Annotated in this window: 17 protein-coding genes and 3 pseudogenes; 11 read left to right on the forward strand and 9 right to left on the reverse strand. The window is 65.6% G+C overall.

Going from position 1 to position 19,826, the window contains the following annotated elements; all coding sequences use genetic code 11:
• Nucleotides 1-325: 325 nt before the first annotated feature.
• Nucleotides 326-2,221 (reverse strand): FAD-dependent monooxygenase, encoded by a 1,896-nt coding sequence (locus OP498_RS09450; protein ID WP_280553334.1) that lies wholly within the window; start codon nt 2,219-2,221, stop codon nt 326-328.
• A gap of 246 nt (nt 2,222-2,467) precedes the next feature.
• On the opposite strand from OP498_RS09450, the gene OP498_RS09455 reads away from it, so the two are divergent.
• From OP498_RS09455 to OP498_RS09475, 5 genes and pseudogenes are all read left to right on the forward strand, one after another.
• Nucleotides 2,468-3,205, forward strand: a complete 738-nt coding sequence (locus tag OP498_RS09455) for a TRAP transporter substrate-binding protein (RefSeq protein WP_280553335.1) — start codon at nt 2,468-2,470, stop codon at nt 3,203-3,205.
• A gap of 63 nt (nt 3,206-3,268) precedes the next feature.
• On the forward strand, nt 3,269-3,787 hold the full coding sequence (locus OP498_RS09460; protein WP_280553336.1) for a TRAP transporter small permease: 519 nt from the start codon (nt 3,269-3,271) through the stop codon (nt 3,785-3,787).
• A gap of 43 nt (nt 3,788-3,830) precedes the next feature.
• Nucleotides 3,831-3,932, forward strand: a pseudogene (locus OP498_RS09465) (hypothetical protein); the annotation flags it as partial.
• Nucleotides 3,933-4,047: 115 nt separating this feature from the next.
• Complete coding sequence (locus tag OP498_RS09470; protein WP_280553337.1) at nt 4,048-5,052, forward strand: TRAP transporter large permease; 1,005 nt, start codon at nt 4,048-4,050, stop codon at nt 5,050-5,052.
• 119 nt (nt 5,053-5,171) lie between these two features.
• Nucleotides 5,172-5,642 (forward strand): MarR family transcriptional regulator, encoded by a 471-nt coding sequence (locus OP498_RS09475; RefSeq protein ID WP_280553338.1) that lies wholly within the window; start codon nt 5,172-5,174, stop codon nt 5,640-5,642.
• A gap of 76 nt (nt 5,643-5,718) precedes the next feature.
• Here the strand turns inward: OP498_RS09475 and OP498_RS09480 are convergent, their stop codons facing one another.
• The gene (locus tag OP498_RS09480; RefSeq protein ID WP_280553340.1) at nt 5,719-6,894 is read right to left on the reverse strand and encodes an ABC transporter substrate-binding protein; all 1,176 of its coding nucleotides are present in this window, start codon (nt 6,892-6,894) and stop codon (nt 5,719-5,721) included.
• Between the two features lie 63 nt (nt 6,895-6,957).
• A complete protein-coding gene (gene salA, locus OP498_RS09485; protein ID WP_280553341.1) occupies nt 6,958-8,277 on the reverse strand; it encodes a salicylate 1-monooxygenase in 1,320 nt (439 codons plus the stop codon).
• 215 nt (nt 8,278-8,492) lie between these two features.
• On the opposite strand from salA, the gene OP498_RS09490 reads away from it, so the two are divergent.
• Together OP498_RS09490 and OP498_RS09495 are read left to right on the forward strand one after the other, a co-directional pair.
• Nucleotides 8,493-9,398 (forward strand): LysR family transcriptional regulator, encoded by a 906-nt coding sequence (locus OP498_RS09490; protein WP_280553342.1) that lies wholly within the window; start codon nt 8,493-8,495, stop codon nt 9,396-9,398.
• 161 nt (nt 9,399-9,559) lie between these two features.
• Nucleotides 9,560-10,792, forward strand: a complete 1,233-nt coding sequence (locus OP498_RS09495; RefSeq protein ID WP_280553344.1) for an MFS transporter — start codon at nt 9,560-9,562, stop codon at nt 10,790-10,792.
• On the opposite strand, the pseudogene OP498_RS09500 reads toward OP498_RS09495, so the two are convergent.
• Together OP498_RS09500 and OP498_RS09505 are read right to left on the reverse strand one after the other, a co-directional pair.
• Nucleotides 10,756-11,227: pseudogene (locus OP498_RS09500) on the reverse strand (M48 family metallopeptidase); the annotation flags it as partial. The gene OP498_RS09495 and the pseudogene OP498_RS09500 sit on opposite strands and share 37 nt — an antisense overlap.
• Before the next feature lie 61 nt (nt 11,228-11,288).
• Nucleotides 11,289-12,212 carry a LysR family transcriptional regulator gene (locus OP498_RS09505; RefSeq protein WP_280553346.1) on the reverse strand — a complete coding sequence of 308 codons (924 nt, stop codon included), beginning with the start codon at nt 12,210-12,212 and terminating at the stop codon, nt 11,289-11,291.
• A 197-nt stretch (nt 12,213-12,409) separates the two neighbouring features.
• Here OP498_RS09505 and OP498_RS09510 point away from each other — a divergent pair, with 197 nt between their 5' ends.
• From OP498_RS09510 to OP498_RS09525, 4 genes and pseudogenes are all read left to right on the forward strand, one after another.
• Complete coding sequence (locus tag OP498_RS09510; RefSeq protein ID WP_280547755.1) at nt 12,410-12,622, forward strand: hypothetical protein; 213 nt, start codon at nt 12,410-12,412, stop codon at nt 12,620-12,622.
• Entirely contained in the window at nt 12,615-14,069 is a 1,455-nt protein-coding gene (locus tag OP498_RS09515; RefSeq protein ID WP_280553347.1) for a sodium:solute symporter family protein, read from the forward strand. Before OP498_RS09510 ends, OP498_RS09515 begins: the two co-directional genes overlap by 8 nt.
• A 16-nt stretch (nt 14,070-14,085) precedes the next feature.
• Entirely contained in the window at nt 14,086-15,384 is a 1,299-nt protein-coding gene (locus tag OP498_RS09520) for an amidohydrolase (RefSeq protein ID WP_280553348.1), read from the forward strand.
• A 129-nt stretch (nt 15,385-15,513) separates the two neighbouring features.
• Nucleotides 15,514-15,714: pseudogene (locus OP498_RS09525) on the forward strand (transposase); the annotation flags it as partial.
• Here the strand turns inward: OP498_RS09525 and OP498_RS09530 are convergent.
• From OP498_RS09530 to brxL, 4 genes are all read right to left on the reverse strand, one after another.
• A complete protein-coding gene (locus OP498_RS09530) occupies nt 15,669-16,091 on the reverse strand; it encodes a plasmid pRiA4b ORF-3 family protein (protein ID WP_348533480.1) in 423 nt (140 codons plus the stop codon). The pseudogene OP498_RS09525 and the gene OP498_RS09530 sit on opposite strands and share 46 nt — an antisense overlap.
• Before the next feature lie 136 nt (nt 16,092-16,227).
• A complete protein-coding gene (gene pcaG / locus OP498_RS09535) occupies nt 16,228-16,860 on the reverse strand; it encodes a protocatechuate 3,4-dioxygenase subunit alpha (protein ID WP_280553349.1) in 633 nt (210 codons plus the stop codon).
• 36 nt (nt 16,861-16,896) lie between these two features.
• A complete protein-coding gene (gene pcaH / locus OP498_RS09540) occupies nt 16,897-17,625 on the reverse strand; it encodes a protocatechuate 3,4-dioxygenase subunit beta (RefSeq protein ID WP_280553350.1) in 729 nt (242 codons plus the stop codon).
• A gap of 147 nt (nt 17,626-17,772) precedes the next feature.
• Entirely contained in the window at nt 17,773-19,824 is a 2,052-nt protein-coding gene (brxL, locus tag OP498_RS09545; protein WP_280553351.1) for a BREX system Lon protease-like protein BrxL, read from the reverse strand.
• Between the last annotated feature and the right edge of the window lie 2 nt (nt 19,825-19,826).

The following is a 19,826-nucleotide window of genomic DNA, read 5'->3' on the forward strand; positions in this document are numbered from 1 at the left end:
CTGTTCACAGAACACCTGCTGTGACAGCCCGCTGCTGGCTTGCTCCTCGATCCAGACTTGCCACTGCTCGGCTGAGTGGCGTTTGTTGCGTCTTGCAGACATCGGAACTGACTCCCCGTCGTTGGATGACGGGGGTAGCGTAGGGGGTCAGGCGGCTTCAAGAAATGACGCGCCGGAATGGCCGTTTACGTTCTAGGGGCGCATCAGCGAGGGACCATCGATCGGGGACGCCGCCTTGGCGTGCGGTGTGCCACAAAAAAGGGGTGGACCAGCACCCGAAAATGCTGGTCCACCCTTCCTTTATCGCGGGTGAAGCGCGATTACCTCAGGCTCGGCTCGGCTCCACCATGAAGCGGGAGAAGAAGGCGTCGAGCTCGTCGAACCCATCGAGCGGGAGCACCAGGGAAACGTACTGGTCCGGGCGCACCACCACCAGCGCGCCGGCGCCGCGGTCGATGCCCCGCAGGTCGAAGATGTCCTGATCCGTCCCCAGCACCGGGGCGTGGGCCTTCTGGTAGTCCTGGAGCCCGAGAGCCCCCTTGTGCGGCTTGAGCAGCTCATGCATGTCGGCCCAGTCCACCTCGAGGTGCGACTGCTGGATGATGCCGTGGACGTCGAAGATCGCGTCCGGGTCGGCCCCCTGCGGGGTGAAACGGCGGATCGGCGAGGCGTCGCTGGCCAGGTAATCCATCAGCTGGTTGAAGCGCGAGCCCGGGCTTCTCGGGTCGACCATGTCGGCGAAGGCGTAGAACCGCCAGCGGCCGTCGGCGCGATGCACGTGGCCCAGGTGGACCTGCTTGGCATCGCCGAGCCGGATGACCTCGGCCGAATGGAAGCGGCGCCCGGGCGGGAAGCCGGTGGCCAGGTGCAGGTGGCGGTCGTCGCCGGTGAGCAGGTCCGGCGCGTAGTGGGTGGCGAACCCCGCGGTGAACTCGCTGTTGGTGACGAACTGGCGCTGCACCTCGGCCAGGCCCTTCATCGCGGCCTGCGGGTCGTCGGCGTCCTGGGCGGCGCCGATCGCCCGTGACCAGCGGGTATCCATTTCGATGAGGTTTTCCGCGATGACGTGGCGCTCGGCGTTGTAGGTGTGGAGCAGGCTGGCCGGGCTGCGTCCTTCGAGCACCGAGATCAGCTTCCAGCCGAGGTTGAAGGTATCCTGCATCGAGACGTTCATGCCCTGGCCGGCCTTGGCGGTGTGGGTGTGGCAGGCATCGCCGGCGATGAAGACCCGTGGCGTGCGGCTCTCCATCTGGTCGTCGTCGACATCATCGAACTTGTCGGTGACCCGGTGACCGACACGGTAGACGGAGAACCAGGCGGTCTCCTTCACCTCGAAGGTGTACGGCGCCAGCACCGCCTGGGCCTTGGCCAGCACCTGCTCCTTGGTCAGCCAGGCGTCCGGGGCGATATTGCCCATGTCGACGTAGAGCCGGACCATGTAGCCGCCCTCGCGGGGAATCAACAGGATGTTGCCCGCCTCGGCGGACTGGATGGTGCACTTGAAGCGGATGTCCGGGAAGTCGGTCACCGCCAGCACGTCCATCACGCCCCACGCCTTGTCCTCGCCGTGGCCCTGGGGCACGCGACCGATGGAGTCGCGCACCACGCTGTGCGCGCCGTCGCAGCCGACCACGTGCCTGGCGCGGACGCTCTTCTCGCCGTCCGGCGTGTTGAGCCTCACCGTGACGCGCTCGTCGGGGGCCTCGGGCACCTTCACCTCGAGGGTCTCGTGGCTGTAGTCGACCTGCAGGCGGCTGGGGGAGTTGTGCATGTACTCCAGCAGGAAGTCGAGCAGGCGGGCCTGGTTGACGATCACGTGGGGGAACTCGGAGAGGCCATCACGCACGTCCTGCACGCGGCCGAGCCGGGCGATGCGCGACTTGTCGTCGGCGTCCGGCCCCCAGAAGTGGGTCTCGTTGATCCAGTAGGCCTCGGTGGTCAGTTTCTCGGAGAGGCCGAAGGCCTCGAACATCTCCACGGTGCGGCAGGCGATGCCGTCGGCGCGACCCACCTCGAGGGGTGCATCGGCCTTCTCCACCACGCGGGTGACGATCTCCGGGAAGGTCGAGAGCTGGGCGGCCAGCAGCAGCCCCGCCGGGCCGGTGCCGACGATGAGCACGTCCACCTCTTCCGGCAGCGGCCCCTGCGTGTCACTGCGTCCTTCGGCCAGGGGCTGGATTCGCGGGTCGCCACTGCGGTAACCGTCGAGGAAGTACTGCATCTGTTCGCTCCATTCCGCTTGTCACGGGTCGTTGTTGATAAACCATCAGGGGTAGGGTCCGCTGCGGCAATCCGCCACGGCGATAATGATCAGTATTGTGATCATTAGCGCGACGGACAATACGACTTTCCGCCAATACCCGGTGTCCTGTGCCCCGGCATCGATGTTCCGGAAGGGTGTTGCGGTATCGACCTTCGGATAATTGATCATTACTGTGATGATCACAATACTGACGCAGATCAAAGAGTGATCACTTCCCTGACCGCCGCCCTGACCAGCCAGCGCGAGCCCTCGATCATCGGCTGGTTCAGCCCCTTCCTGTTCGACAGCGTCGCCGAGGCGGCCCAGGCCGCCGAGACCGAGGCCGCCCAGCAGATGCTGGCGAACCTCGAGAACAAGGGCCTGCACGCCTTCGGCTACACCTTCGCCGGCATGCGCCACATCCTGATGCGCGATGGTCGCGTGGAGAGCCTGGCGGATGTCGACGGCAAGAAGATCCGCATCATCCCCTTCGCCGCCATGAATACCTGGTGGCGCGCCACCGGCGCCAGCCCCACCCCGGTCAGCCTGCCCGACGTCTACCAGGGCCTGCAGAACAAGATGCTCGACGGCGTGGACATCGACCTCGACGCCCTGGTGGGCTCCGGCTTCTACGAGGTCGCCGAGCACCTGACGCTCACCAACCACATGGCCTTTCCCGCCGTCTCGGTGATGAGCCAGATGTCCCGGGACGCCCTAACCGACGAGCAGCGCCGGATCCTCGACGAGGCCATGGACGAGGCCCTGGCGTGGGGCATCGAGGCCCAGATCGAGGCCGAGGAGCAAAACCTCGCCACCCTCGAGGCGAATATCGATGTCTTCACCCTCGAGGATGCCGAGGGCGTGTTCGGCGAGGCCAACCAGGCCTTCGACGAGCGCTTCGGCGAGCACCCGGTGATCCAGGCCTTCCAGCAGCAGTCCGCCCAACTCCTCGACGCCGAATGAACGTGACGGGGCGCGCAGGCGCCCCAGTCCGGACAGCCCGGCCCGGAACGATAGGAGTCCCCCATGAACGCACGACATGACACCTGGCTCAGCCGGGCAAACCGCCGGCTGGCCGGGCTGGAGCAGCTGGCCTGCAGCGCGCTGATCGCCGCCTTCGGCGTGCTGCTGATCGCCAACGTCTTCGCCCGCTACGTGCTGAACAGCCCAATCTTCTTCGCCAGCGAGCTGGCCGTCTACATCCTGATCTGGATGGCCTTCCTGGCCATCTCGATCTCGATCCACCACGACCAGCACGTGCGCCTCACCATGCTGGTGGGACTGCTGCCCACACCGGCCCAGCGGGCCTGCTACTGGCTGACCGAACTGGTCTGCCTGGCGATGCTGGCGGTGATCCTCTGGTACGCCATCGGCTGGCTGCGCTCGCCCTCGGTCGGCTACGACATCGCCATCACCCTCGACTGGCCCAAGTGGCACTTCTACCTAATCGTACCGATCTTCTGCGCCACCTCGATCTTCCACCTCATCGCCAGGCTGTCGGACCGCTCACGCACCGTCTTCACCCTGGTCAGCGACGAGGAGTGACCGCATGACGCTCGTTGCCTTCCTGCTGTTCATGCTGCTCGGCATGCCCATCGCCTTCGTGCTGCTGGCCTCGACCTTCACCTTCGTCATCGCCTCCGGCAACTACCGGCTGCTCGAGAACCTGCCCCAGGTGATCTTCGGCTCGCTGGAGGTCTTCGACCTGCTGGCGATCCCGCTCTTCATCCTGCTCGGGGAGATCATGAACGAGGGGGGGGATCACCCGGAGGATCATCACCGCGGCCCGCGCCTGGTTCTCCTGGGTGCCACACAGCATCGCCTATGTCTCCCTGACCTCGAACCTGATGCTGGCCTCGATCATGGGCTCGGCGACCGCACAGATCGCCATCATGAGTCGGGTGATGACCCCGGAGATGGAACGCGACGGCTACGACAAGGGCTTCGCCGCCGCCCTGACGGCGGGGGCCGGCCTGCTGGGCCCGATCATCCCGCCCTCCATGGTCTTCATCATCTACGGGGTCATCGCCCAGGTCTCCATCGGCGCGATGTTCATGGGGGGCATCCTCCCGGGGCTGGTGCTGTTCGTGCTGATCAGCGGCCTGATCGCGCTGCTCGCCGGCCGGGCGCGCAAGAAGGGAATGGAGGAGCGGGCCAGCATCCCGCTGTGGAAGGCCACACGGGGTGCCCTGCTCACCCTGTGCATCCCCGTGGTCATCGTCGGCGGCATCGCCTTCGGCATCGTCACGCCCACGGAATCCGCCGCCGTGGCGACCCTGATGGCGCTGATCCTCGGCGGCCTGTTCTTCCGTGAGCTCAGGTGGGGACAGTTCCCCGGCGTGCTCAGACGGACGGCGCGTAACACGTCCATCGTGCTGTTCCTGATCGCCGCCGCCAAGGCCTTCGGCTGGGTGCTGATCTACAACCAGATTCCCCAGCAGGAGGCCGGGCTGATGCAGGGCACCACCGAGAGCCCGCTGGTGTTCATGCTGCTGGTGTTCGTGATGCTGATCGTGGTGGGCATGGTGCTCGACGGCATCGCCGCGCTGATCATCCTGGTGCCGATCCTGCTGCTGGTGGCCCAGCAGAGCTACGGCATCGACCCCATCCACTTCGGCATCGTCACCTGCATGACCCTGAGCCTCGGGCTGCTGACGCCGCCGGTGGGGGCGGGCCTCTATGTCGCCTCGACCATCAGCAACGTCAGCCTGCCACGCATCACCAAGTGGATCATGCCCTTCGTGCTGGCGGCCTGCCTGGTGATCCTGGCGATCATCTTCAATCCCTGGCTGGTCAGCGTCTTCCGCTAGCCCGTGCCGGGCTCGGGATCGCAAGCGGATGCCCGGGCCCGCGCACTCTGTTACGTTAGTCCACCATGCCGGGCCGACCGCCTGCCCGGCCAGCCACCCGCCCTCGAGATGACGAGACGATGACCGGAATTCCGCTTACCCAGGCCAGTGTGCTGCCCGGCAACCTGCTGCGGCGCTGCCACCAGATCAGCGTCGCGATCTTCCTGCGCAAGTGCGAGGCCTACCACCTGACCCAACTGCAGTACATCCTCCTCTGCGCGCTCGAGGAGAAGGGGCCGGTCGACCAGATCACCCTGGGCGGCCATACGGCACTGGATCGCAATACCGTGGCCGTGGTGGTGCGCAAGCTGGAGGAGCGTGGCCTGGTGACCCGACGCCGCAACCCCGAGGATCGCCGCTCCATGCTGGTGACCCTGACCGCGGAGGGCGAGCGCCTTCGCCACGCCGCCGAGCCGCAGGTGGCCGAGGTGCAGGAGGAGATCCTCGCCCCCCTGAACGAGGACGAGCGGGAGACCCTGTGCCGGCTGCTGACTCGCATCGCGGACGAGAACAACCACCTGAGCCGCGTGCCGGTGCGCCAGGCGGGGTGAGCCCGCCTGGCATGGCATACGGAACAGCGGCGGGCCGACGGGCCCGCCGCTGTTCCGCGCTGACACCGCGGGACGCTCACATCCGGCAGTCGCCGTCCGGCGCCTCCAGCTGTTCATGGGCGACGTCGATGACCTCATGGCGGCCATCGCGGATCTCGCGCAGGTAGATGTTCTGGATCGGGTGATGGGAGTCGGAGAAGCTCAGCGGCCCCCGCGGACTCTGCAGTTCCACTTCGGCCAGGGCCTCGATCAGGGCATCGCGGTCCTCTGTGTCACCTCCCACCGCGTCGAGGGCCTGGGCCAGCATGGCGCCGGTGTCATAGCCATGCACCGCATAGGCATCGGGGGTCTCGCCGTAGGCCGCTTCATAGGCCGAGACGAAGGCCCGGTTCTCGTCGCTGTCCAGCGTCTCGGCATAGTGCAGGGTGGTCAGCACCCCCTCCCCGGCATCGCCCAGCGCCGCGAGGTTGCCCTCGGTCAGAAAGCCCGAGCCCAGCAGCGGGATGCTCTCCTTGAGGCCGGCGGCGGCGTAGTCGCGCACGAAGCTCACCCCGCCGCCCCCGGCGAAGAAGGTGTAGACGGCATCCGGCTTTAGGCTGGCGATCTGCGTCAGGTAGCTCTGGAACTCGGTGCTCGGGAAGGGCACCAGGATCTGCTCGACGATCTCGCCGCCCTCCTCGCTGAAGGCGTTCTCGAAGGCGGCCAGGTCCTCCTTGCCCCCGGCATAGTCCCAGGTGATGGTCACCACCCGGCGATGGCCGCGTTCGAAGGCCACCTTGCCCATGGGGTAGCTGTCCTGCCACATGTTGTGGGAGGTACGGAAGACATTGGGCATGCACAGCTGGTTGGTGGCCGCCTCGAGCCCGGCATTGGGGATCAGGGTGATGGCACCGGTCTGCTTGGCGACCCGCAGCATGCCCATGGCCACGCCGGAGTGCACCGGGCCGATGACCACATCGACGCCATCGCCTTTCACCAGGCGACTCATGTTCTGGGGCGCCTTGGCCGGTTTGGCCTCGGAATCGAGCACCACGTAGGCCACGTCGCGGCCGCCGAGCTGGCCGCCGTTCTGCTCGATGGCAAGCTTCAGGCCGTTGGTGATGGCCTCGCCCAGGGCCGCATAAGTCCCTGAATAGGGCAGCATCAGGCCGAGTTTCACCGGCTCGTCATTCTCCGCCAGGGCCGACTGGCCGGCCAGCAGGAGAGCAGCCCCCAGCAGGGCCCTCAGTCGCGTCTTTTTCTGGTTCATCATGGTGGGTTCGTCTCTCGTCAGGGGTATTGTCGTTGTGGGTTATTTCACTACCGCCAAGGCCGCTCAGGCCTGTCGTGATTTCGCCGCCCGCGAGTCGGCATGCGGCTCCCAACCCAACCGACGCCGCGCCTCGGCCACGTCGTCTTGCGGGTCGTGGTGCCACAGCCAGTCGTAGCGAGTCTCCAGGTTCTCGATCAGCCGGGTTTCATCGTCGCCGATGCCGGCAGCGGCGTACTCGTAGACGTCGCCCGCCTCATGGGAGGTGCGCTGCACCTTGCAGGTGCGCTCGTGGCGGACCGCCTCGAAGGCCGCCAGCGCCTTGTCAGCGTTATGCCGATCGCAGGCCGCGTCGGTCAGCAGGCCGGCCAGCACGTAGGCATCTTCCAGCGCCTGGCCCGCGCCCGCGCCCTGGTGGGGTACCATGGCATGGGCGGCATCGCCCACGATCAGCACCCGGCCGCGACGGTAGCGCGGCAGTTCGGGCAGCTCGTGCAAGGCCCAGCGAGTGGGCTCGGGGATACACGCCAGGATCGCCTGGGACGCCGCCCCCCAGCCGTCGAAGACGCCTTGCATCTCCTCCGGGGTCACGGCATTGACCCACTCCTCACCCTCAGGCAATTGGGGAGCCGGGGTGGAGCGGTCGGTGATGAAGGCCACCACGTTGATCAACTCGGTCTGCTTCACCGGAAAGGTCAGGATGTGGCGGTCCGGTCCCAGATACATCTGCGGCACCCGCGCCAGGCGCTTGTCGGCGCCCTTGGCCTCCATGGCGGCCTCCAGCTGCTCGGTGGGAATCATGCCGCGATAGGCATAGGTCCCGCTCCAGAAGGGACCGAGATCGCCATGCTGCGCCGGGGGCAGCACATGCTCGCGCACCGCCGACTTGATGCCATCGAAGCCGATCAGGATGTCAGCGCTGAAGGTGGTGCCATCGGAAAAGTGAGCCGTGGCGCACTCAGCGTTCTGGGTCACCTCGACGCAGCGCTTGCCGAAACGGGCGATTCCCTCGGGCAGGTTCTCGACGATGGCCTCCAGGAAGTCGGCCCGGTGAACCGAGGACTGGCCACAGCCCGGCGCCAGGGTGGCGGTCAGGTAGGCATCGTCATGCCAGCGCCGCCACTCGAACCAGACATCCTCGAAGGGCGCGGGAGAGGAGTCGGCGATGCGCCGGTAGGAGGCCTCCAGGCCGAGCAGCGTGATCGCCCGGACGGCGTTGGGCCCGAAGGAGACGCCGGCGCCGATTTCCGAGAAGCGCTCGGCGGCCTCGAAGAGCCGCACCTCGAGGCCCGGCCCCCGCGAGAGGGCCACGGCCAGGGCAACGCCGCCGATGCCGCCGCCGACGATGCCGATGGAAAGACGCGTGTCGTGGTTGTCGGATACCATGTATGTGTGTCTCCAGCCAGGGGGTGTCGTGGGGTTTCCCTCACGCTATGCCCCGGGCCGGGCAGCGGCCACACAGCCGCCTTCATTCACCGCATAAGCGACACGAATAAGAAGATGGATCAATCACTTGCCAGCCTTTCCGGGAAGCGGCATAGACCTTTGTCCCATGCCGGGCGGCGCGCCCCGAATGCCTGCCCGGGCCGCGGGAAGCACCCATGATCCGGCTCTCGGAGATCGACACCAACCTGCTGGTGGTTTTCGACCTGCTCTACCAGGAGCAGAACACCCAGCGGGTGGCCCTGCGCCTGGGTCTCACCCAGCCGGCGGTCAGCCACGCCCTGAAGCGGTTGCGCAAGCTGCTGGGCGACGAGCTCTTCGAGCGCACCTCGCAAGGGCTGATGCCGACCCCGCTGGCCAGCCGCCTGCACCCACCGGTGGCCCAGGCCCTGGCCCATCTGCAGGAGGCCCTCAACCGGCCGGACGACTTCGACCCCGCCATCAGCGAGCGCACCTTCAACATCGCCATGACCGACATCGGCGAGATCGTCTTCCTGCCCCGCCTGCTGCAGCGCCTGGCCGAACAGGCGCCCGGCATCCGGCTGAGCACCGTGCGCAGCCAGCACGACGACCTGAAGCGGGAGATGGAGGATGGCCGGGTCGACCTGGCGATCGGCCTGATTCCCCAGCTCGGCGCCGGCTTCTATCAGCAGGGGCTCTTCGTGCAGCGCTATGTCTGCCTGATGCGCCACGACCACCCCCTGGCGGCCGAAGACTTCGACCTGGAAGACTTCACCGCCGCCCGCCATGCCGTGGTGGTGGCCCGCGGCACCGGGCACGGCATCGTCGAGGAGTCGCTGGCCAGGGCCGGGGTCGTCCGGCCGGTCCGGCTGGAGCTGCCCCACTTCGCCGCCGTGCCCTATATCATCAGCCACACCGACCTGGTGGTGACGGTCACCGACAAGCTGGCCGAGGTAACCCGCGAGCGCTTCGCGTTGACGATGCGCGAGCATCCCCTGCCCTTCCCCGAGATCCCCATCAAGGTCTTCTGGCACCGCCGCTTCCATCAGGATGCCGGCAACCGCTGGCTGCGCGGCCTGCTGTTCGAGATGTTCGCCGAGTGACACCATGGCCGAAGCGGCAACGAGCAATGATGGGCCGGATGGGCAGATGCGCCCTGCCGGGACTCGCCCCCCCTCGACTAAAGCAGGCATGGTCACCCGCGAGGCACTCTCTTAGTCTCCTAAGGAATGACGTCCCATCCTCTTTGTCCTGGAGCCAGTCGATGACGCCTCTCACCATACCCCCCGGCCTGGTGGTGGTCCTCTCGGGTGTCACCGCCGCCCTGCACGTGGGCAAGCTGCCTCCGGCCCTACCGGTCCTCGGGGAAGCCCTGGACATTACCCTGCTTCAGGCCGGCTTCCTGGTCTCGCTGGTCCAGCTTGCCGGCATGTCCCTGGGTCTGCTGGTCGGCCTGTCGGCGGATTCGCTGGGCCTCAAACGCAGCATGACCCTCGGCCTGGGCATCCTCCTGGCGGCCAGCACCCTGGGCGGCCTGGCCCAGACGCCCGCCTTCCTGCTCGCCTGCCGAGGCCTGGAGGGCCTGGGCTTCCTGCTAGTAGTGCTGCCGGCCCCCGGCCTGCTCCGCCAACTGGTGCCCGTGGAGCGCCTGAACAGGACGCTAGCCCTGTGGAGCTGTTACATGGGGCTGGGCATCGGCAGCGCCCTGCTGCTCGGCCCGTGGATGATCGCCTGGCTGGGCTGGCAGGGCTGGTGGTGGAGCCTGGCCGGGTGGACGGCGATCATGTTGGCCTGGCTGGGCCACCGGGTCCCGGCCGACCAGCATCGCCGCGAAGCGCTCGCCCTGTCGGCCGGGATCGGGGAAGGCTGGCGCCAACGCCTGACGCTCACCCTGGGCACGCCTGGCCCCTGGCTGGTCGCCGTCTGCTTTGCCATGTACTCGAGCCAGTGGCTGGCGGTGATCGGCTTTCTGCCCACCATCTACCAGCAGGCGGGGCTCACCGGCCTCGTGGCCGGTTCACTAACCGCGCTGGTGGCCGCCATCAATATCATCGGCAACCTGGGGGCGGGGCAGCTGATGCACCGGGGGGTTGCCCCCGCGCACCTGCTTTACCTCGGCTTCGTCTTCACCGCCCTGGGCACCTTCATGGCCTTCGGCGAGCCGACGGCTCAGGCGCCCGTGCTGCGCTTTGCCGCCATCCTGATGTTCTCCGCGATCGGCGGCGTCATCCCGGGCGCACTCTTCGCGCTGGCCGTGCGATTGGCCCCCAGCGAGCACACCGTCTCGACCACCATCGGCTGGATGCAGCAGTGGTCGGCCTTCGGACAGTTCGCCGGACCGCCTCTGGTGGCCTGGCTGGCCGCCGAGGTCGGAGGCTGGCACTGGACCTGGGCCCTGACCGGCGCGGCCTCGCTGCTCGGCATCCTGCTGGCCTGGCGCCTGGGACGGAGCCGCCACGATTACCCGGCGCAGTCGGCCGGGGTGGTGGCGCGATAGGTCGCGTCGGCCTCCTCCATGGCGTCTTGAAGGGCCTCGATGCGCGAGCCGTGGGCCGGATGGGTCAAGAGGAACTCGGGAGGCTGGCCACCGCCGGTGGCTGCCATGCACGCTCGCTTGCGGGTCGAACCCCGCTCGCGCCATGATCGCCAGGCCCATCAGGTCGACCTCCTCCTCGTGGGCGCGGCTGAACGGCAGGCTGATGCCAAGCCAGGCGCCGAGACCCAGGGCCTGCATCAACTGCTGCTGTCCCAGCTCCCCTTCGCTGAACAGTCCCACCAGCAGCAACACGGCCTTGATGCCGAGTTGCTGGGTGAGACGCTCGTTTCCGTGGTCGGCCAGCACATGACCCACCTCGTGACCGATCACCGCCGCCAGCTGGGCCGGGGTCTCGGCCACCCGCAAGAGGCCGGTATGCACGCCGATGCGTCCCCCCCCGGCAGCGCAGACGCATCGTTTCGCCCCTCATGGCGTGGGTCAGGACGGGTGGACCACCCTAGCCCGCCTGGCCGGGGGAGGAAACGCCCCCGTCCCCGAACACCTCCTCGACCAGGCCGACCAGGTTGTGCAGCGCCGGCGAGTCGTTGCTCGCCCGCCAGGCCATCCACAGCGGCATGTCGCAGGCCTCGAGTTCCGGCAGGTGCACGAAGCGGATGCCGGGCATGGGGTGGGCGCTGCTGGCCGAGGGCACGATGGCAATACCGAGTCCGGCCGCCACCATGCTGAGGATGGTGATGTTGTCGGCACCGTACTGGACCACGCGTGGCGAAAAACTCAGGCGCTCGAAGTGGGCCAACATGCGGTCGTAGTAAACCGGGGAAGCACTGCGAAAACCCCACACGAAGTCGGCCTCCTTCAGCTCGTCCAGACTTGCCGGTGGCGCTGCCGACCAGGGTGAGGCCTCCGGAACGGCCAGCATCAGGTGGTCGTGCTGCAGCAGGCGGGTCTCGAGGCCGGGCTGTTCGGCACTGTCCAGGTAGAGAATGCCGGCATCCAGGCTGCCCTCCCGCAGCCGCTCCAGCTGGGGCCCCGACAGCAGGGGAAAGACCTCGAAGGCGACGCCGGGATAGCACTGCCGGTAGCCTCCCATCAGCCGCGCCACGTCGGGTACCCAGAGGTGAGTCACGGTGATGCCGAGACAGAGCTTGCCGACCTGACCGCTGCCCAGTGCCGCCAGGCGCGCCTTGATCTGGGCACGGGCATCGAGCAGCTGGATGGCCTCCTCGTACAGCGCGCGACCCGCGACCGTGAGCCGGATGCCGCGGGCATGGCGGTCGAAGAGCCGAGTGTCCAGGTCGTCTTCCAGCAGCCGCATCTGGCGCGTCAGCGCCGGCTGGGCGACGTGCACCCGGCGGCTGGCCGCGGAGATGGAGCCTGTCTCCACCACCGCCACGAAGTAGTCCAGCTGACGAAATTCCATGGCACCGATGACACCTCTGGGATCAAGGGCGACGTTTCGCACATAACCTGGGCAGTATCGTGCCTCGGCTGCCGGCTTTCCATACATAAAAGGTATGGCTTGCATCCAGAAGTGATATTTTCGGTATCGACGGGCGTGTTTCATAGTGAGGGGACAACCCATAACAAGACTCGCCCTCGGCGAGCTGGACTCCCCCCATGAACAAGACCTATCACCTGCTGACGGGGTTGCACTTCGCAGTATGCACCCTGGCCATGATCTGGCCCGGCGCCCTGATCGCCAACCGTATCGAGCCCACCGTGCTGGGCCTGCCCTTCCTCTTCTTCTGGTACACCCTGTGGATGCTGGTGCTCTTCGCCGGCATGTGGGTCGCCTTCGTCGTCCGTCACGGAGGTGGCCGCCATGAGTGATTCCGTGATCATCGTCGGCATTACGCTCGTCTACCTGGCGATGGTGCTGGTGGTGGGACTGCGCGCCCGCGGCCAGTCGAACTCCAGCCTGGAAGGTTATGTCGCCGGCGGCCGCCACGTGGGCGTGGTGATCCTGTTCTTCATCCTCGGGGCCGAGATCTTCTCCGCCTTCGCCTTCCTCGGCACGCCGGGCTGGGCCTACCAGCACGGCGCGCCGGCCTTCTATATCCTCGCCTACCTGTCGCTGGTACCCATCACCATCTGGGCACTGGGCCCGCGGGTGGCCAAGCTGGGCCGCGAGCGGGGCTACCTGACCCAGGGCGACATGATCGCCGACCACTACCGCAGCAAGCCGCTCGGCATGCTCGCCGGCATCATCGGCGTGGTGGCCCTGGTGCCCTACCTGACCATCCAGATCGCCGGTGCCGGCCTGCTGTTCCAGGCCGCGACCGACGGCATGGTGCCCTTCTGGCTGGGTGGCCTGCTGGCCTTCGTGGTGGTGGCCGCCTACGTGTTCTGCAGCGGCCTGAGCGGGATCGGCTGGACCAACCTGGTACAGGGCGTGATGATGATCGCCATCGCCTGGTTCCTGGGACTGGCCATCTCCGAGCGCCTCTATGGCGGCGTGGGGGAGATGTTTACCCAGCTCCAGCAGCAGGCACCGGAGTACCTGACCATGCCCAGGGCCACCGGCATGGGCTGGGGCTACTTCAGTACCGCGGTGCTGGTCAGTGCCTTCGGCGGCGCCATGTGGCCACACCTGTTCATGAAGTTCTACTCGGCGGACAGCGGCAAGACTTTGCGCAAGGTCAGCGTCTTCTATCCGCTCTATGCCACCCTACTGGTCCCCCTGCTGTTCATCGGCTTCGCCGGCATCCTGGTGTTCGCCGACGAGCCCCTGGCGCGTGCCGACACCGTGCTGCTGCGCATGGTGATGGATGTGGCCAATTTCTCGCCCTGGGTGATCGGCCTGATGCTCTCCGGCGCGCTGGCGGCCGCCATGTCCACCGGGGCCAACCTGGCCCATACCGCGGCCGTGGTGCTCGTCCGCGATGTCTTCGGCCCCACGGTCATGAAGGGGGCCAGCGAGAAGGCCTCGGTGTCTGCCACCCGCTGGAGCGTGCTCGGGCTGTCGCTGATCGCCTATCTCTTTGCGCTGATCAACCCCGCCTCGCTAGTCATGCTGCTGCTCGGGGCCTATGGCCTGCTCGTCCAGCTGTTCCCGATGGTGATCGGCGCTTTGTTCTTCCCGCGTCTGCGCCGCGCCAGCGTGATGCTCGGCGCCCTGACCGGCAGCCTGGCCTATCTGCTGATGGAGTTCATCTGGAGCTCCCCGCTGGGCTGGCACGCCGGCGTCTGGGCGATGCTGCTCAACGTGGTGGCGGTCGCCGTCTGGCAGCGTTTCAGTAGCACCGCGCACGCCCCCCAGCCCCATAACAGCCACTAAGCCCTGGGAGACCACGATGACGACGCAAACCGACATTCAGGATCTCAAGGGCGCCATCGGCGCCCAGGTGGAAACGACCCTCGAGGAGGTTCAGGCGCTGTACCGCCAGATTCACCAGCATCCCGAGCTGCCCTTCCAGGAGCACGAGACCAGCGCCCGCCTGGCCGAGGCGCTGGAAGCGCTGGGCTATGAAGTAACCCGCGACGTGGGCGGCACCGGCGTGGTGGCCCTGCTCGAGAACGGCGACGGCCCCACGGTGATGCTGCGCGGCGACATGGATGCCCTGCCGATCAAGGAGGACACCGGCCTGGACTTCGCCAGCACGCGCACGGCACAGACCGAGAGCGGCACGGTGCCGCTGATGCATGCCTGCGGCCATGACCTGCACAGCAGCTGCGTGGTGGGGGCCGCCGCCGTGATGGCGGGGCTCAAGGCACACTGGTCCGGCACCCTGATGCTGATCTGCCAGCCGGCCGAGGAGATCTTCGGCGGCGCCAGGGCCATGCTCGATGACGGCCTCTACACGCGTTTCCCCCGGCCCGATGTCATCCTCGGCCAGCACAACATGCCGGCCCTCGCCGGCACCGTCGGGCATCGTGCCGGCAGCGCCATGGCCGCCTGCACCAACCTGGCCGTGACGATCCACGGCGCCGGCGGGCACGGCTCCATGCCGGCGCAGACGGTGGACCCGGTGGTGATCGCCGCCCATGTGGTCACCCGCCTGCAGACCATCGTCTCCCGAGAGGTGCCGCCGGAGGAGACCGTAGTGGTCACCGTCGGCAAGCTGCACGCCGGCACCCAGGCCAACATCATCCCCCACTCCGCCGAGCTCGAGATCAATATCCGCAGCTTCGACAACGCCCTGCACCGGCAGGTGGTGGAGGCCATCGAGCGCATCGTGCGCGCCGAGTGCGAGGCCGGCCGCTCGCCGAAGCCGCCGGAGTTCCGCGTGCTCAACGAGACCCTCGCCCTGCACAACGACCCGGCGACGGTCGAGCGGGTGCGCCGGGCCCACGGCGAGCACTTCGGCGAGGCTGGCCTCTACGCCATGCCGCGCCTCAACGGCAGCGAGGACTTCCCGTTCTTCGGCAACGCCGCGGAGGGCGGCTTCGGCGGCGAGGACATCCCCTACGTCTACTGGTTCATCGGCGCCACCCCCGAGGAGCGCTGGCAGGCCACGCCGGGCAACAGCGTGGCGGAGAAGATGCGCCACCTGGAGATGCCCCACTCGCCCTACTACTTCCCGGGCAACGAGGTCACGCTGCGCACCGGCATCGAGGCCATGGCGGCCGGTGCGCTCGCCTACCTGGGTTAGCCTCGGCAGGACAGCGACGCCGTGCAGAACGGGAGGGCGGCATCCACCTTTTCATACTCTAAAGTGGACCCCAATATCCGGACAACGGTTTAAGCTGTAGCCGAGCCTTCGAATCGGGATGACTTCGAGATGAGCGAAAAGCGAAAGCGGAATTCTTACAGTCCTGAATTCAAAGCGAAAGTCGGATTAGAGGCTATTCACGGGGTCAAGACCGTGAATGAGATCGGGCAAGCCTACGGGGTCCATCCCGTCCAGGTGGGCCAGTGGAAGAAGGCCATTCTGGATCAGGCAGGCTCCCTTTTCGAGGGCAAACGAGGCCCGAAGCCAGTCGCTTCCACCACGATGCGATGTATCCAGTCGTCGCCGAAGTCGTAGAGGTAGTGGAAGGTGTTGTCCTTCAGCCGCGCGGCGATGATCTTGAGCCTGGCATTGCGCGCCAGCGCGATGGGCCGGTCGCTCCAGTCGTCCGGCTCGCCGTAGTAGCGGCCGTTGCACTCGAACTCGAAGAGGTGACAATCCTCCCAGCCCATGGCGGCCTGGATGACCTCGTGCAGGCGGTGCAGGTTGATCTGCTCCGGCACCAGCACGCGGCGCCAGACCAGGGGATCGGTGTCGAGCAGTTCGATACGCAGGCGAATATCAGGCATGGGGGCCTTGATCAGGCTCTTGGCTGGAATGCCGAACAGGTGGTGAAGCGTCCAGACCATGGCGAAGGTCAGGTTCCGTTGGCCGCAGAGTATCCCATGGACGCCGTTGCGTCGGCCATTAACACCATTGGCGGGCCCCGGGGGCCATACCCCCGGGGCCGCTTACCACTGGCTCACCGCTTCGCTTTCCCGTCGATCAAAAGTCGAAGAACACCGTCTCGCCCTCGCCCTGCAGGCGGATATCGAAACGATAGCGCACCTTGCCGTCTGCCTCCTCGCGCCTGGCGATCAGCGTCTGGCGCCGCGCCGGCGACTCGATGCGGGAGAGCACCGGGCACTGGGCGTTGGCCTCGGCCTCATCCTCGAAGTAGAGGCGGGTCTGCAGGTGAATGTTGATGCCGCGGGCGAAGAGCGTCAGGTTGATGTGCGGCGCCATCGGCTGGCCGCTGGCGTGGACCACCGGGCCCGGCTTGAGGGTCTTGAGCGACCATTCACTGCCGTGGTCGAACGTGGTGGCGGTGCGCCCGAAGCTGTTGAACGGCTTCTTCAGGTCGTACTCGCGCTGGTACTCACCGTTGGCGTCGGCCTGCCAGGCCTCGAGGAAGGCGTCGCGCACCAGGTCGCCGTTGCCGTCGATCACGGTACCGACAATCTCGATGTGCTCGCCCTCGGCCTCGGGCCGGGCCATCTCGTTCCAGATCTCCTCGTCACGGGCCGGGTTGCCGGCGGCGGCCAGGGCCAGGCCGATGTGAACATAGGGCCCGGCGGTCTGGGAGGCGGTCTCGCGCAGCATCAGCTCGCTGGCGGGCTGGGAATTCGGCTGTTTCATCTCGTTACCCCGTCCTGTCACTGATTATCGAACCGATCACTGGTTTTCAAAGTAGGTCTGCAGCTCACCGCGCACCACCAGGTCGAAGCGGTAGGCCAGGCAGTCCATGGGGTTGCTGCGGGCCATGTCCAGGCGACCGATCATGGTCTCGACGGCGTCGGGATCCTTGAGGGTATGGACGATGGGGCACAGCGGGATCAGCGGATCGCCCTCGAAGTACATCTGGGTGATCAGGCGGGTGGAGATCGACGGGCCCATCACCGAAACGTGGATGTGGGAGGGGCGCCAGCTGTTCATGTCGTTGGGCCAGGGATAGGGGCCCGGCTTGATGGTGCGGAAGCGATACCAGCCCGCCTCGTCGGTCAGGCAGCGGCCCACACCGCCGAAGTTGGGGTCCAGCGGGGCCAGGTAGTTGTCGTTCTTGTGCCGATAGCGGCCGCCGGCGTTGGCCTGCCACATCTCCACCAGGGTATGCGGCACCGGCTTGCCGAACTGGTCGACCACGCGGCCGAACATGACGATGCGCTCGCCCACCGGCAGGCCCTGGCTCTGATCTTGGCGAAAGTTGAGCAACAGGTCGTTGTCGTGGGGGCCCATGCCCAGGTGCCGGAAGTCCGGACCGGAGAGCTCCGAGACGCTGGGCTTCTGCATGCTGACCAGCGCCTGCTGCGGCGAGCGGGCCACGGAGGTCTTGTAGCCGGGCGCATAGGCCGGCGGGTGCCAGTTGCGGTCGCGCTCCACGAAGCGCTTGTTGTCGTCCTGCATATCGATCGTCTCCAGGGGTTGTGGATCCCGATCAGTGTGGCGGCTTGTCGCAGGTCTGCCAATTGACGTCTCCAGGACCTCACATAACCTATAGGTTATGTGAAAATCACAAGCGTGATAAATTGATAACCGTGGAGTCCCGGATGATCAGTGCAATTTTATAAAGGTCACCTCGAAGGCCTTGCTGGACCGAAACTTCTGCAGCCTGTTGGCAAATGCGAAAGCTTCATTCATTTCGTAGTGCTGGAAGATGTCCAGCCCTCGATCCAGTGAAATCTTCCAGCCGTGGTCTGTCACGATATGACGGGCATGAATGGTCCCGCTTTCGTCAAACTCCCAGGTGAAGTCGATGCCCACGGTGCGAGCGGATTCCTGGATTTTTTCAAAGCTCTCGTCTTGTAGATCACCCTTGAACTCGTCCCGGACGGTGACCAGGTGAACCGCCACTTCATCTTCCTCGGCCTTGTTCTTCACGATGGCCTCGAGAAACTCCATGAAATTGCGGATCTGGTAGAAAAGCCGGATGTAGGGATCTGTAACGGTGATCTTGCTGGCTCCTTTCAGGTATGCGCCAAACAAGCCGTCGAATGAGATGCCTTTTTGATTCTCCTGGAAGGTCAGGTGCTTTTCCTCCAGCACTGGTTCAGAGGCGCGGGGCTCTTTGGGCTCGCCACCTTTAACGTCTGCTGCTGGCTCGGGCTCTAATCCCCCGTCATCAGGAGTAGACACCGTCTGGTGGTAGTAACCCGGGTACTCTTCTTCCTCAAGTGTGGTGACCAGCGTTTCCTGGCCTTCCTGGTCCTGATAGGAAAATCGGACTTCGCCGTAGGTGGTATCAATCCGCTGCAACTGGTCCTTGACCCGTTTGCGCCCCTCGATGGCAAAGCGCAGCACTTCTTCAACCTCACCCCTGGTTGCTCCGCCCTGGGGGAACAGGATCTTCATCAAGCCGGAAAAGGTCTTGTTGATACCGTCCCGGTCACGGGTCGAGATATCCGAAGAAAGGGTAAAGTGCTCCTTATACTGGTCGGAATAATCGTAGTTCCGCATCGAGCGCAGGATTTCCGCAAGGTAGTCCACCACGAAGCCATAGCCGTCGGAGAACATTTCGCCACGGATGATATCGACCTCCCACCCGGGTATGTAGAAATGGATCCGGTCCAGAAAGGCAGAATCGTAGAACTTGTCCGGCAGCTCATCGAACAGGTCCGAATGCTTCAGCATGTAAGGCACGGTATGCCGGGTGTTCCCCACGAACACCATGGACGCCTCGGCGCCCAGTGTTTCCACGCCCCGGGAGAAGGACTTGTTAGCCATGTAGTTCTTCATGATGTCGACCAGTGCTTTATCGACGCGTTTCTGCTTGCCGGCGAACTCGTCGAAGGCCACGCAATCCCAGTAGCCCACCAGGCCGATTTTGCCGCTGGAGTTGTTCACAAACAGCTTGGGTACAGTGACCTCACCACCAGAAACCAGGATCCCATGGGGCGAGAATTCGGAGTAAACGTGGGATTTACCCGTCCCCTTGGGGCCAAGTTCGATAAGGTTGTAGTTCCGTTCGCAGAACGGAATCAAACGGACCAGCTGGGTCAGCTTGCTGCGCCGTCCGAACATCTCCGGGTTAAAGCCGATGCTCTGTATCAGCAGGTCAATCCACTCATCGGTGCTGAACTGCTGACGCGCGGCAACGTAGGCGTCGTAGTCGAAGTGAGATAGCTGAATCGGTTTGAGGGTGGACAGAATCCAGGGGCTGACGTTCTGGTCTTCAGAAAATACGTATTCGATGTCCGCAATGCACCAGACGCCGCTTACCAGCAGTTTGGGGTGGGCCTTCACGGTCCCAGAATCCACCAACACTTTCTTGATTCCCAGGTTGGAAAACTGCGCCTCGTAGGCATCCGTCTTCTCATTCAGGGCCACGCTGATCTTATCGATGACCTTGTAGCGCCCCTTTTCCTTGATATTCGAGCGCACCAGTCCGGCCTCGTTGCGGTGGACATAGTGCTTGGCCAGAATCTCCTTGACCGTTTCAATCCCGGTCTGAATCGTGGCCTCGTCGTTGGTGGCGCAGTATTGGCCGAGCAGGTACTCCAGCACGTATGAGGGGACGATGGCGTTGCCCTTGACCGTTTTCACCAGGTCTTTGCGCACCACCAGCCCTGGGAAGTGTTCGTTGATCTTTTGGTCAAGCGTACTCATTG

Origin of the sequence: Halomonas sp. 25-S5 (genome assembly GCF_029889845.1) — a bacterium.
Lineage (GTDB): Bacteria > Pseudomonadota > Gammaproteobacteria > Pseudomonadales > Halomonadaceae > Halomonas.

Coding starts and splice junctions, on each gene's coding strand:
- OP498_RS09520 (WP_280553348.1), top strand. CDS start 14,086: ATGACGACGCAAACCGACATTCAGGATCTCAAGGGCGCCATCGGCGCC.
- brxL (WP_280553351.1), bottom strand. CDS start 19,824: ATGAGTACGCTTGACCAAAAGATCAACGAACACTTCCCAGGGCTGGTG.
- salA (WP_280553341.1), bottom strand. CDS start 8,277: ATGGTATCCGACAACCACGACACGCGTCTTTCCATCGGCATCGTCGGC.
- OP498_RS09530 (WP_348533480.1), bottom strand. CDS start 16,091: ATGGTCTGGACGCTTCACCACCTGTTCGGCATTCCAGCCAAGAGCCTG.
- OP498_RS09480 (WP_280553340.1), bottom strand. CDS start 6,894: ATGATGAACCAGAAAAAGACGCGACTGAGGGCCCTGCTGGGGGCTGCT.
- pcaH (WP_280553350.1), bottom strand. CDS start 17,625: ATGCAGGACGACAACAAGCGCTTCGTGGAGCGCGACCGCAACTGGCAC.
- OP498_RS09450 (WP_280553334.1), bottom strand. CDS start 2,221: ATGCAGTACTTCCTCGACGGTTACCGCAGTGGCGACCCGCGAATCCAG.
- OP498_RS09515 (WP_280553347.1), top strand. CDS start 12,615: ATGAGTGATTCCGTGATCATCGTCGGCATTACGCTCGTCTACCTGGCG.
- OP498_RS09460 (WP_280553336.1), top strand. CDS start 3,269: ATGAACGCACGACATGACACCTGGCTCAGCCGGGCAAACCGCCGGCTG.
- OP498_RS09495 (WP_280553344.1), top strand. CDS start 9,560: ATGACGCCTCTCACCATACCCCCCGGCCTGGTGGTGGTCCTCTCGGGT.
- OP498_RS09505 (WP_280553346.1), bottom strand. CDS start 12,212: ATGGAATTTCGTCAGCTGGACTACTTCGTGGCGGTGGTGGAGACAGGC.
- pcaG (WP_280553349.1), bottom strand. CDS start 16,860: ATGAAACAGCCGAATTCCCAGCCCGCCAGCGAGCTGATGCTGCGCGAG.
- OP498_RS09510 (WP_280547755.1), top strand. CDS start 12,410: ATGAACAAGACCTATCACCTGCTGACGGGGTTGCACTTCGCAGTATGC.
- OP498_RS09490 (WP_280553342.1), top strand. CDS start 8,493: ATGATCCGGCTCTCGGAGATCGACACCAACCTGCTGGTGGTTTTCGAC.
- OP498_RS09475 (WP_280553338.1), top strand. CDS start 5,172: ATGACCGGAATTCCGCTTACCCAGGCCAGTGTGCTGCCCGGCAACCTG.